We start from the raw sequence: 12,664 nt of genomic DNA on the forward strand, positions 1-12,664 counted from the left end.
TTGGGGTTCGTTGAACGGCTGTTAACTGTTAATGGATACCTCCTGTTAAATGATAACCTGCGCCGCCTCCCAGCCCAGCAACGCAGCCTTGCGCGGAGCGCCCCAACGGTACTGTCCCAGTTCGCCGGTGCCCCGTATGACGCGGTGGCAGGGGATGAGGTAGGCCACCGGGTTGGCCCCGATGGCGGTGCCGGCGGCCCGCACGGCCGCGCCATTATCGGCCGCGGCGGCAAGCTGGGCGTAGGTGCGCAGCTCGCCCTCGGGAATGCGCAGCAGCGCGGCCCATATTTTAAGCTGAAACGGCGTGCCTTTGAGGTGCAGATGCAGCCGGTCGGCGGACGTGAAGTCGCGGGCAAAAAAGCGAGCCACCTGGGCGTGGCTGGCCGTAGCCGCCGCAACCAAGGTGGCATTGGGCCATTGCTGTCGCAACTCCAGCAAGGCGGCTTCCTCGCTTTGCGCAAACGCCAGCCAGCAGATGCCCTTGGCCGTGGACGCCACCAGGTAGCGACCAAAACCGCTGTCGCCGAAGCTGTAGTCGATGCGCAGCTCAGCGCCGCCGTGGCGGTATTCGCCGGGTGTCATGGCTTCCAGCGCCACAAATAAATCGTGCAGCCGGCCCGTGCCCGACAGGCCGGTGGAATAGGCGGCCTCGGCCACGGGAGCCTGCTGGCGCAGGCGCTGCTTGGCGTGTTCCAGGCTCAGAAACTGCAGAAACTTCTTGGGCGTGACGCCGGCCCACTCCTGAAACTTGCGCTGGAAGTGAAACGGGCTCCAGTGGGCCTGGGCCGCCATTTCTTCCAGGCTGGGCTGGGTTTGAAAATGCGTTCCGGCGTAAGCTAGGGCCGCGGCAATGCGCTGATAGTCGGTCATGAAATTAGCAGGCTAATGGACTACAAAAGACTGCCTTCGGGCCGGTTTAAAACACCCGATTCTTGCGCTTTTCATTGAATGGAAAGAACCTCTTGGAATAACAAAGGAATGTCATGCTTCGGCTGCGCTCAGCATGACGTTCTTTTGCTCTCTGCCATCCAGCCTGGGCTGGCTTTCCAGGCGGGTTGTGCTACTTGGCCGAAACGGCCTTTTTCACCGTCACCAGCTGCACGGGCTCGAAGTTGGAAGCCGGCACCTGGCGGCCGCTGGCGCCCACGTACATGGGCCGAATCTGCACGGTGAGGCGGCGGTTGGCAGCCGTGAAATCGGTGAAGCCGGCCGCAAAGGCCGCCGGGGTGCTGCCCGCGAGCTGAGCCGGCTTCACATTCATGTCCACCGTGATGGGCAGCGTTTCGATGGCGCTGGCTTCGAGCTGGGTGTTGAGACCGGTGGTTCCTGTGGTTAGTTCTTTGCCGTCGAGCAACACTTTGTAGTCGAGCTGCTTGAGCTGCACGCTGGTGGTGCTGGGGTTTTTGGCGTACACGCGCATTTTGAGGTGCAGAGGCAGGTTGCCTTTCTTGAGGGCGGCCTGCAGCTGCTCCTGCTGAAGCGAGGCAATGTCGGCCGCCTGGCGCACAAACAGGATGTCCTGGCCGCCAAGCTTGGCTTCATCCACGAAGTTGAGGCGGTACTGCATCAGGGTGTAAGCCTCGTTCTCGAGGGCTTCGGCCGATACATTTTTGCCGGTGGGCTTATCTTTCACCTGCTCGCTCACGCTGCACGAAGCAGCGGCTAGCAGTAGAGAACCCAACGCCAGGGCCCGGGCAGAAGTGAGATAGGAAGAAGTCATAAAGGGAGTAACTAACAGAATCGAAAAAGGAGAGAGGTAGCCGATAAGCGCCACCATGAGCGTGCTTACGCGAATGCCGGGCCAATGGCTGTCTACAAAGGTAGCCCCGCCGTGCTACTGCGGCAGTAGCCAGACACGGCACGCAATCCAGATAATGAAGCTGGCCACGCCCAGCGTCATGATACGCAGGCCGTGCACCCGGTCGCGGGCCGAATAGCCGGGGATTTGGCGGCCGTCGTTCAGCATTTTCTTGTGCGAATACAGCTCCCAGCCCATGAAAATGGCCCCGAACCCGCCCAGCAGCGCAAACAAATAGCCCAGCCGAATGCGGCCGGCGTTGTTGGGCTCCGGCTTATTCTGCTCCACTACGCGGTGCTCGCGCAGCAGCCGGACGGTATCAGTCGACACATCGCGCCCGCGCTGCCGCAGCAGCTGCCCGGCCAGCGTCACATCGAGCGGGCTCCACTCCTCGGGCTTGGCGAGCAGGTCAAACAGCTCGGCGTCGGAGAAGCTGAATAGATAATGGTCGGGGCTGAGGTTGGCCAGGGCGTCGCGGTTGGCGTCTTCCTGCAGGCGGCGCACCCATTCAAAGTCCGCGCCGTGCAGCTTCACCACGAAGGTGGCGTAGGTGTTATTGAAAGTGAACGCCGGGTTGAACACGGGCTCGCCCGTATCGGTCCCCGTTTCAAAAGGGATGGCGTGTTGGCGCAACATAGCAAGCAATGGTTGCGCCGCCTCCGCTGACGGGAACGATTGGAAGGGTAGAAAGTCAAGCATAGAAATAGGAGAACACGCCGCCAAATACGGCCCAACAAATAAAGCAAAAAGGCCGGAAGCGTGAGCTTCCGGCCTTTTCAATTCAGGCAATAACCAGGGATTATTTGCCGTCTACTTCTTCGTAGTCCACGTCGGTCACGTGGTCAGCGGGCTGGCCCTGCTGGCCGTTGCCGCCTTGCGGCTGGCCGTCGGCACCAGGCTGGCCACCTTCGGCACCACCGGCGGCGTACATCTCCTGCGAGGCAGCCTGCCAGGCGGCGTTGATGGCCTCCATGGCGGTGTCGATGCGGGCGAGGTCTTTGGCTTCGTGGGCCGATTTGAGGTCGGCCAGCGCACCTTCGATGGCGGTTTTGTTGCCACCGCTCAGCTTCTCACCGTACTCTTTCAGCTGCTTCTCGGTCTGGAAAATCATCGAGTCGGCGGCGTTCATCTTGCCGATGCGCTCGGTTTCGGCTTTATCGGCGTCGGCGTTGGCGGCGGCTTCGTCGCGCATGCGCTTGATGTCGTCCTCGCTCAGGCCGCTGCTGGCTTCGATGCGGATTTTCTGCTCTTTACCGGTGCCTTTGTCCTTGGCGGTTACGTTCAGGATGCCGTTGGCGTCGATGTCGAAGATTACCTCAATTTGCGGCACGCCACGGGGTGCGGGCGGGATGCTGTCGAGGTGGAACTTGCCGATGGTGCGGTTCTGGCTAGCCAGCGGACGCTCGCCTTGCAGCACGTGGATTTCTACCGAAGGCTGGTTGTCCGAAGCCGTCGAGAAGGTTTCCGATTTCTTGGTCGGGATGGTCGTGTTCGACTCGATGAGCTTGGTCATCACGCCGCCCATCGTCTCGATGCCCAGCGAAAGCGGGGTCACGTCGAGCAGCAGCACGTCCTTCACCTCGCCGGTCAGTACACCGCCCTGGATAGCAGCACCAATGGCCACTACTTCGTCGGGGTTGACGCCTTTCGAAGGCTTCTTGCCGAAGAACTTCTCCACTTCCTCCTGGATGCGGGGAATGCGGGTTGAACCACCCACCAGGATAACCTCGTCGATGTCCGAAGTGCTCAGGCCAGCGTCTTGCAGCGCTTTTTTCACCGGGTCCATCGAGCGGCGCACGAGGTCATCGGCGAGCTGCTCAAACTTGGCGCGGCTCAGTTTCACTACCAAGTGCTTAGGGCCCGAGGCCGTAGCGGTGATATAGGGCAGGTTGATTTCGGTTTCGGTCGAGCTGGAAAGCTCCACTTTGGCTTTCTCAGCGGCTTCTTTGAGGCGCTGGAGGGCCATGGGGTCTTTGCGCAGGTCGAGGCCTTCGTTTTCGCTGCTGAACTGGTCAGCCAAGAAGTTGATGATAACCTGGTCGAAGTCGTCGCCGCCGAGGTGGGTGTCACCGTTGGTGCTCAGTACTTCAAACACGCCGTCGCCCAGCTCCAGGATGGAAATATCGAACGTACCACCGCCGAGGTCGTACACGGCGATTTTCTGGTCTTTGTGCTTCTTGTCGAGGCCGTACGCCAGGGCGGCGGCGGTGGGCTCGTTGATGATGCGCTTCACGTCGAGGCCGGCGATGGCACCGGCTTCTTTGGTGGCCTGGCGCTGGGCGTCGTTGAAGTAAGCGGGCACCGTGATAACGGCTTCGGTTACGGTCGTGCCGAGGTAATCCTCAGCGGTTTGCTTCATTTTCTGGAGCACCATGGCCGAGATTTCCTGCGGCGTGTAGTTGCGGTCGCCAATCTTCACGGCTACCGTGTTGTTGGGGCCGGCTACGACGTCGTAGGAAACGTGCTTCTGCTCGGCGGTCACTTCGTTGAAGTGGCGGCCCATGAAGCGCTTGATGCTGGAAATCGTATTCTTGGGGTTGGTCACGGCCTGGCGCTTAGCCGGGTCGCCCACTTTGCGCTCGCCCTTGCCCCCGTCGAGGAAAGCGACGATGCTGGGGGTGGTGCGGCGGCCTTCGCTGTTGGGAATTACAACGGGTTCGTTGCCTTCCATTACGGCTACGCACGAGTTGGTGGTGCCGAGGTCAATGCCGATTATTTTGCCCATGAGAGGGGTGTGTTGGTTAAGATTGAGAAGGGAATGTTGTCAGGTTGGAAGCAGCTTTCCAGCCGCTACCGGGGGATTACAAGCAACGTACCAGCGTCGTTTTGGTGACAGATTGTCACCGATTCGGCCCGGCGCGGAAGATTATCCGACGCGGTGGCGGGATTTGTTGCAAGCGGCCAAAATTTTCCTGACAAGGGGGCGGAGAGATGGTGGCCGCCGGGCACAATTGGTTTGCTGGCTACCTTTAGCAGCAGCAGAACGAAACCTTCGCATTCAGCTTTCTTGCACAACAGATGAGACAGCTATGGAGAAAATTGTCAGATAACGCCGCGCTGCTGGTCATTGTGCCGGTGGTTCTACTCTTTGCAATCGTTATTATCCCCTTCATTCCTTTCTTGCTGCTCCATTCCTATTTTAATGACAAACAGTTTGAGAAGGAATACACCTCATTTTTAGCTCGGATGAATGGGGCCTGTTTCTTCTGCTACAACAGTCGCAAAAGCAGCGTTGAATTTGCCCGCGATGTTATCGTCCCGGAATTGGGCCCCGCCGTGCACGTTGTATTTGTGAATGGAAAGAGAGTGGACTTCGGGGACGATAGCAAATTCATTTCGACCATGCTCTACCGGATTGAAGCGCGAAAAGGCTTTCCGTATTTGCTCAAAATCGAGGGCCGTAAGGTTCACGATTTATCCGTCAATAATCAGTTTTACAGCATCATGATTGGTCGGAAATCAATAGCGCCACTGCTACAAAGAATTAACTCTTTCTTCGAGAATACCGCGAACTAGAAAGCGCATTTAGCAGCTCAGAAATGCCAGTTTCTGTTGCTTCCAATCGGCGGTGTAAAGTTTCTAAGCCTCTGCAACGCCTGAACGATTTCGTTCAACGGCGGGCGGGGGCCAGCCCCCTACGTCACGCAGACATGAAATGCCCTAATACATCGGCCCGATATAGTCAGGCGTGCCGGGAATAGGGGCCGAGAGGAACGTGTGGTCATACTCGTGCCAGCCGTTGAGGTGGGACTGGGCGTGGATGTGGGCCAGGCTGAGCAGGATGTTGTTGTAATACATCTGGCGCTGGTGTTCGGGCAGGTTGGTGGGTGTTTCGCGCACGGCCAAGTAGCTCTGGCCGGCCAGGCTATAGCCAATGGCCCGCTCGCAGAATAGGTAGGGCACGTCCACCTCTTCGGCCAGCCGGTTCACGAGGTCGCGCAGCTGGCCGGCGCGGGGCGTGCGCAGGTAGCTGCGGCCGTAGAACAGGGCGAAGGCATTGAGGGGTGTGATGCGAGGCGTGCGCCGCACCCGCTCGCCGTAGGCCAGCAGGAAGCTGTCGGCGAGGCCCTGCCGGACGCTGTAGCCGGTGAAAAGCATCTGCTCGGCCACCCGCAGCCGGGTGGGCGTGGCGTCCCACTTGTCGAGCAGGCCGGCCAGGGCGAAGGCGTCGGCCTCGCGCCCGGCGTGGGCCAGCGCCACGGCCAGGTCGGAAAGCAGCACCTGAAAGTTGTCGTGGGCAAAGTCGTGGCGCTGGTCTACCTGGTGGATGTAGGCGCGCAGCGCTGGCGTGAGGCGCACCCGGTGCAGCCGCGCCGAATCCTGAATGGCCGCCGACAGGCGCAGGAGCATGGCGTTGCGCCGTTGGCGGATGGTGTCGCCGGGTACTTGGTAGCGGGCCACGGCGCGCATCCACCGCAGGTTGGGTTGGAACTGGGGCAGCCGGCCCAGCGCCGACGCCCACAACGAGTGGGCGCGGGTGCGCGAATACCGGTCGGGGAAGACGGCTTCTACGAAGGCCAGGCTGTCGAGCTGGCGGACCAGCTGCGGGTCGGCGGTGGCGGGGGTGGTAGCCCGGCGCAGTTCGTCCACAAACAAGGCGTCAAAGGGGCAGGTGTAGTAGCCGGCGAAGTCGCGCGTTTTGGGGCGGCTGGGCTGGTGCAGGAAGCTGATGGGGTCCTGCCCCACGGCATCGGTGACTGACCGCGCCGCCTGGTCGAGGCCCAGGTTCCACTCCTCCGGGTTAATGAGGGCATAGCTGCGGAAGCCGCCCAGCGCCGCGAGCATGGCCCGCAACGCTTCGGTGGCGGCGGCGGCCTCAACAAAACTCCGGTCGGCTTCGGTGGGCCGGTGCTGCAGCGTTTCCTGGTAAATGCCGTGCAGCGCCACTGTGAAAGACCGCAGAAACAGCAGCTGGCCCCGCGTGCGCACGGCCACCACCTTGCCCATCATGTCGGCGTCGGTTCGGCGCAGCTCCTTTTCCCGGACGTAGCTATTGCCCGGTTTACGCCCCGTGAAAATCAAGGTGTTTTCGGCAATGGTGGGCACGGCGGCCAGGGCCGCCTGCCAGGCCCGGTCGCGGCTGGCCAACGGGATGGAGTAGCTCACCCGGTCGATATTAAGACCGGCCGGGCTCACGCCGCCCAGCCGCGCCTGGTCGGGCTGGTTGAGGATGACGGAGCTGGCCACCTGGCCCACCTCGTGCGACTGGATAGCCGGCCGCACGCTCAGCAGCCCGTACACCAGCGCCGCGTAGGTTTCATTCAGCGAGAAATCGCCCACCAGGCTGCACGCGTTCAGCAAGGGGTACAAAGTTGTCGGCGTCAGCAGCTCGTACTTCACCAGGTAGGGCAGCAGCACGAAGGCTCCATCGGCCTCGCGAATGCCCTGCACGTCCCGTTGGAGCAGCTCCAGGCACTGCTGCACCTGGGCCGGCTGCCTGAGCGCAGCCAGCACAATGGCGGCCGTGAGGTAGCCGCCGCTGTGGCCGGTATAGGCCCCGTGCTCATCGTAGAGGTAATCGTCGGCGGGGTAGAGGCGCGCAAATTGCCGCCGGGCCGCCGCCGTGCCCAGCGGGTTCAGCCCCTGCAAAAAAGCCAGCTCATGAGGCGAAAAATTGCCCTGGCCAAGCAGCACGCGCAGGCAGAAGCTCAGGCCCACCGGCGCGGGCGTGGGGCCGGTGGTGGTGGCCACCTCGCGGCGCACGTAGCCCAGCAGCCGGTCCAGCAGGTGCTGCCGCAGCCGAGCCACGCTATCGAGCTGGGCGCGGCGTGTGGTGGCCGGGGCAGGCTTGGCTTCCCGTCGCTCGGCGCTCGTGAGCTGGTAGTGCGTGAGGGCCATGATGGTGCGGGCCGTGAGCACGGCCAGCGCCCGCGCCCGCGCATCCAGCGGCGCGGCCGACTCCTCGCCGAGGTGGCTGGCCCGGTCGAGGCGGGTGGCCAGGTCGCCGACCAGGCGCAGGGCGGCCGGGTTCTCGCGCTCCACCGAATCGAAGCTCAGCCCGCCCGCATCCACCGCCGAATACATGCTCAGGGCGATGCCAGCAGCCAGGGTGTCGTCGTGTAGCTCGTTGAGCATGCGCGGGAAAGCGTACTCGTTCGGGTTGCGGCCGCCCAGCCAGGGCTGGTAGGCCATGCCCCCCAGCCGGTCGGCGGCCAGCAGAAACAGCGCTTTCTCCCGCACCGACACGTACGAGGACGTGAGCAACGGGGCCCGCTGCTCGATGATGTGGTAGGCCACATAGTCGTCCTGCCGCTGCCGCCACTGCCAGCCCAGCCAGGCCAGGCCGGCCAGCAGCAGCGGCACCAGCACCGCCAGCGCCAACCGCCACATTCCGTAGCGGGCCAGCACCAGCTGCGCCCGCAGCCGGCGGCGGCTGGCGTCGAGGTAGCGCGTGAGCAGCACGTACTGGCGCTCGGCTTTTTCCCAGCGCTGGGCGGGGTCCGGCGCGGCGTCGAAGTAGTAGGCCAGCCAGCCGGTGAGCCGGTGCTTATTCTTATTTCCCACCCATTGGGCAAACACCGAGTACAGCCCGATGGGCAGCAGGAAGCCGCGGCTTTCGCCGTTTTCCTGCCAGCGGGTGGCTTCCTGCAGCAGGTTGGTGGCGATGCGGACGTCGCGGGCCTCGGCCTCGGCCCAGGCGCTGAGCTGCTGCCAGTTGCGAATCAGGCTTTCGTGGGTAATGTCCAGGATGGTGTCTTCCGGCAGCACCGCCATCGGGTCGTCGTCCGGGCCGATGAAGGGCGACAGGAACGTGGCATCGGGCAGGCGGAAGGGGCGCAGCACGCGGCACACCACCGGCCAGGGCAGGGCCGGGTCGTCGAGAATGGCCGTGATTTCGGCGCCCGTCAGGCGGTTGCGCACCACGCGCTTGCCGTCGGTGCGCGTCAGCACCCGGAAGGTTTGCTCAATTACCCGGGCGGCCGCGCCGGGGGGCAGGGCGGGCGTGAAGTCACGGTTGTACAGGGCTTCGGCCTCGGCGAAAAGCTGGTTGGCGTGGGCGTCGAGCACGTTTTGCAGCGACGGATTATCCAGCAAAAACGCGCGCTGGCCGGCCGGCAGCGTGGCCTGCCATTTGGCGAAGCGGGCGCGGTCGGCCGCGGGCAGCGCGCTGCTCAGGCCGCCCACCATGGCATAGTGCAGCAGGTCCATTTCCTCGCGCCCCTCGTCGGCGGCCAGCCAGATGCGGCGCAGTGCGTGTTGCAGCACCGGCAACTGGTCCTGGCCCTCGTTTGTATCCACCAGCAGGCGCTGCACCAGCCGCTCATTGATGCGGTTGCCGCTCAACTCGGCCGGGTCCTGAATCACCTGCACAAAATCCTCGCGCAACAGCCGGGGCACGAAGTACTGGCTGGCGCCCACCTGCTCAATCAGCCCCTGAAACTCGGCGCACTGCCCCACAAAATCGGAGCGCATGGTGCAGACGATGTAGATGGGCAACCCGCGCTCCCGGGCCAGACGGGTAGTTTCCAGCAGCAGGTTCACTACGGCTTGAGCGGCGGCGTTGGGGGCGGGGCCGTCGTAGTTTTCGGGGTTGGTGAAGAACTCTTCGAACTGGTCGACTACCAACAGCAGATTAGCCGCTTGGCGCTGCTGGCGGCGCTGCTCGGCGGGGGGAAGGGCGGGGTCGGGTGGTGGGGGGCACAGCGCCGACGTTTCGTAGAGCTGCACGAGGGCCGAGAACCCCTGCTGCAATTCGGTTTCGACGATGTCGGCGTGGTCAGGCAAACGCAGGGCTTCGGCCAGCGCCGCCGCCATGTTGCGCAGCGGGCTGCGCTCGGGCCGGAAGGTGGCCACTGTCCAGTTGCTGTAGCGCGCCCGCACAAAGCCGGCGCGCACCTCGGGCAGCATGCCGGCAAACACCAGCGACGACTTGCCATCGCCCGACGCGCCGGTCACCATCACGAAGTGCTGCGCGGCCAGCAGTTCCAGGCAGCTGCTCACGTGTCCTTCGCGCCCCCGGAAGTAAATGGCCTCGTCCTCGGTAAAGGTGCGCAGGCCGGTGTAGGGGCAAATGGGGGCGTCGGGGGTCATGGGCAAGGGAATGTTGGGGGCAGTAGCGCGGACTTTTAGTCCGCGTCCCCGCATCATTAAAATTGGTAGGGTTTCCGCCAGGGTCGCGGACTAAAAGTCCGCGCTACACTCATGGCTGCATGCCTAGCACGCGGCGCACTTCCTCGCTCACGTCGAGATGGGGGCGGATGCTGGAAATCACCCGCGGGGCCTTGAAGCCCCGCATTCGGTTCTGGGCCGGGTCGTCTTCGCCCACAAACAGGATGGAGGTGGTCGATTGGGCGCCGCCCACCAGCCGCCACACCTGCTTCACGAAGGGCAGGGCCCAATCGGCGCTGTACTTGAAATACACCACCGCCAGCCGGCTTTTCGGAATGGCCTGCACCGCCAAATTCTTGTACAGTTCTTCACTGTCGGGCTCGATGGCCAGCGTATCAAGCGGAAATTCTTCGCTCAGGCGGTCGGTAATGGCGTTGGCTTCCTCGCTGTCCTGCTCGTTGTACACAAAAAAAATGTCGTTTTCTTTCTCAACGGCGGCCGGCGGCGGGGTAGCGCGGGTCAGGGCGGCGCGCACGTTTTCCACCACCTGCATGGCGCTGCCCACGGTGGTGAGGGTGCATTGCTTGGTCAACTCGTTGTAGATGGCGTCCACAAAAGCCTGTTGGGCCGGGCGCACCGGCTGGGTGTCGTCGGGGCTGTACCACACCACCTGCCGGAACAGCGACCGGTCGGTGGCCCGGGCCCGGGCCTCGCGGTAGGCAAACATCGGAAAAGAGCAGTCTTCGTCGTCCTCGAAGCGCCGGCCAAACTCGTTGCCCAGCAAGTGGATGGCGCAGTCGGCTTCGGCCAGGGCCTCCCGGGTGCGGGCGCGGTACTCGTCCTCGTCGGGCGGGCAGTCGAAGCCGGGTACTACCCGCAGGCCCGCCTTGGCGCACACCAGCGCCAGTTCTTCGCGGCGGGCCGTCAGTTCCTTCGACGTCCAGGCCAGAAAAACAACCGGCCCGGCCGGGGGCGCAGCGGCCAGGGGTGGCAATGCTATACCGGCCGGTACGGCGCCCGCACCGGCGGCCACCACGGGCGCGACAGGCAAAGGGCTGGTCGGCGCTGCCGTGGCCTGCCGCGCCGCCAGCACCAGCTCCTTCACGGCGTTGGCCACCTTGTTAATCTGGTTGCGGTAGAGCAGGCCGCCGGGCGGGCGCGGCAGTTCGTCGTCCTTGGGGCGCAGGGGGCGGTTCACGCCCAGCTCCTGGTACACGAAATCGATGCTGCGCAGCGGGCCGCCCATGGTGTGTTCCAGCAGGCGCACATCGTCGGCGTCGAGGTTGTGGATGCGCAGGGGCAGGATGCGGGAGCCCACGTTGCCCGAGGCCAGGGGCAGGTTGAGACCCAGCGCGTCGGTGCTGGCGAGCTGCCGGAAGGGCAGAAACTCGTGTTGCCACGAAAACCGCTCCGTATCGCAGTACGTGAGCGAGAGCAGCGGCATGAGAATGAGCGAGCGCAGGCGGTGGCCCAGGCTGGCATCGACCTGATGGGTTTCGCCCAGCCCATCGGTGCGGTCGCCGTCAAAATAAATCCGAAGCTCCCCCTTCACGGTGGCCCGCAGCTCGTCCTTCAAATGGGTCACAAACTCCGTTACCCAACCATCAAATTGGTTGTCGTTGTGCCGGTAGCTGATGAAAATATCATACTCAAAATCAGGTAGAGACGCGGCCATGAGAGGTAGAGAAATAGAACCGCTGAAGCAATGCTTGCAGGCCTCCAAATATAGAGCATAAGCAGGATTATAACTGGTTCGAATTAGCCGCTTTGGCGCATCCTTGTTGCCAACGAAGCAAAGCCAATGGCCGCCTGTGGTCGCTCACTACCGCCGCCGCGCCAGAAACTGCCCAATCTGCTGCTCCCAGTCCGCGGCGTAACGCTGCCAATAGGGCTGATGACCCACGCCCGGGAAATCGTGCCGGGCCTTGGGGCCGGCCAGATGGGCGAAGATGGCATCGGTCTCGGCGCGGCTCACGCGCGGGTCGGCGGTGCCCCAGAGCAGGAGGGTGGGCGCGTGGATTTGGGTGGCGTAGCGCTCGGCGTTGAGGCCAAACGCCCAGAAGCCGTTTTGCACGCCGCCCCAGAACACCAGCAAATCGGCCATCGGGAACCCGGGCACGTGCATCGATTCGAAGCGGTTGTAGGCCGTTTGGCGCATGTTGCCGTAGGGGCATTCCAGGATGTTGGCGGCGGGGTGAATGCCCAGCTCGGCCTCGGCACGGAGGATAGCCACGGCACCCATGCTGACGCCGTAGAGAATCAGCGGCTGGTTTTCGGTTGGTTGTTTTTGGGTTTTGGTCGCGGTTGAATCATTCAGCCAATGGAACGCGGCGGCCACGTCGTCGGCCTCGCGGTAGCCCACGGTGGTGCGGAAACCGGCCGAGTTGCCATTGCCGGCTTGGTCCACGAGCAGCACGTTGTAGCCCAGGCGGCGGAAGAAGCCGGCCTCGTGGGTGAGGTGCGACTTGCTGCTGGTGTAGCCATGAAATAAGGCCACCGTGCCGCGGGCCCGGCCGCTGTCGGGCCGGGCGTACCAGGCTTCCAGCGGGCCGTTGGGGCTGGTAATGGTCACGGTTTCGACCGGGAAGGCGGGCTTGGCGCCGTTGTGCGGTTTGGGGTTGCGGATGCCGGTGAGGAGCAGCCACAGCTTCTGGCCGGGGCTGAGCTGCTCGGGATTAGGGGAGTGCAGGCCGGGCTCGTTGGAGAAATGCGTGAAGCGCCAGGCGTGGAAAAAGGCCACGGTATTCATCGCCCCGAATAGGCCGAGAAACAGCAGCAGTAGCCAGCGGCGGCGTTGGGGGCGTTGCATAAGCGCGA

Annotated in this window: 8 protein-coding genes; 1 reads left to right on the forward strand and 7 read right to left on the reverse strand. The window is 63.4% G+C overall.

Annotated features, from left to right (window positions below; all coding sequences use genetic code 11):
- Window positions 1-45: 45 nt before the first annotated feature.
- The 4 genes from Q4S41_RS13180 to dnaK all read right to left on the reverse strand — a co-directional run bounded on the left by Q4S41_RS13180 (window position 46) and on the right by dnaK (window position 4,523).
- On the reverse strand, window positions 46-870 hold the full coding sequence (locus tag Q4S41_RS13180; protein ID WP_305031587.1) for a bifunctional transcriptional activator/DNA repair enzyme AdaA: 825 nt from the start codon (window positions 868-870) through the stop codon (window positions 46-48).
- A 190-nt stretch (window positions 871-1,060) separates the two neighbouring features.
- The gene (locus Q4S41_RS13185; protein WP_305031588.1) at window positions 1,061-1,720 is read right to left on the reverse strand and encodes a hypothetical protein; all 660 of its coding nucleotides are present in this window, start codon (window positions 1,718-1,720) and stop codon (window positions 1,061-1,063) included.
- Between the two features lie 114 nt (window positions 1,721-1,834).
- Window positions 1,835-2,434 carry a hypothetical protein gene (locus tag Q4S41_RS13190; RefSeq protein WP_305031589.1) on the reverse strand — a complete coding sequence of 200 codons (600 nt, stop codon included), beginning with the start codon at window positions 2,432-2,434 and terminating at the stop codon, window positions 1,835-1,837.
- Window positions 2,435-2,597: 163 nt separating this feature from the next.
- Window positions 2,598-4,523 (reverse strand): molecular chaperone DnaK, encoded by a 1,926-nt coding sequence (gene dnaK, locus Q4S41_RS13195; protein ID WP_305031590.1) that lies wholly within the window; start codon window positions 4,521-4,523, stop codon window positions 2,598-2,600.
- Between the two features lie 293 nt (window positions 4,524-4,816).
- Here dnaK and Q4S41_RS13200 point away from each other — a divergent pair, with 293 nt between their 5' ends.
- The gene (locus Q4S41_RS13200) at window positions 4,817-5,314 is read left to right on the forward strand and encodes a hypothetical protein (protein ID WP_305031591.1); all 498 of its coding nucleotides are present in this window, start codon (window positions 4,817-4,819) and stop codon (window positions 5,312-5,314) included.
- 144 nt (window positions 5,315-5,458) lie between these two features.
- On the opposite strand, the gene Q4S41_RS13205 is transcribed toward Q4S41_RS13200, so the two are convergent.
- The 3 genes from Q4S41_RS13205 to Q4S41_RS13215 all read right to left on the reverse strand — a co-directional run bounded on the left by Q4S41_RS13205 (window position 5,459) and on the right by Q4S41_RS13215 (window position 12,656).
- Window positions 5,459-9,829, reverse strand: coding sequence for an nSTAND1 domain-containing NTPase (locus tag Q4S41_RS13205; RefSeq protein WP_305031592.1), 4,371 nt, complete (start codon window positions 9,827-9,829; stop codon window positions 5,459-5,461).
- Window positions 9,830-9,938: 109 nt separating this feature from the next.
- Complete coding sequence (locus Q4S41_RS13210; protein ID WP_305031593.1) at window positions 9,939-11,522, reverse strand: hypothetical protein; 1,584 nt, start codon at window positions 11,520-11,522, stop codon at window positions 9,939-9,941.
- Window positions 11,523-11,669: 147 nt separating this feature from the next.
- Window positions 11,670-12,656: an alpha/beta hydrolase gene (locus Q4S41_RS13215; RefSeq protein ID WP_305031594.1), complete on the reverse strand. Its 987-nt coding sequence runs from the start codon at window positions 12,654-12,656 to the stop codon at window positions 11,670-11,672.
- Window positions 12,657-12,664: the final 8 nt, after the last annotated feature.

Source organism: Hymenobacter convexus (assembly GCF_030580955.1).
Classification (GTDB): Bacteria; Bacteroidota; Bacteroidia; order Cytophagales; family Hymenobacteraceae; genus Hymenobacter.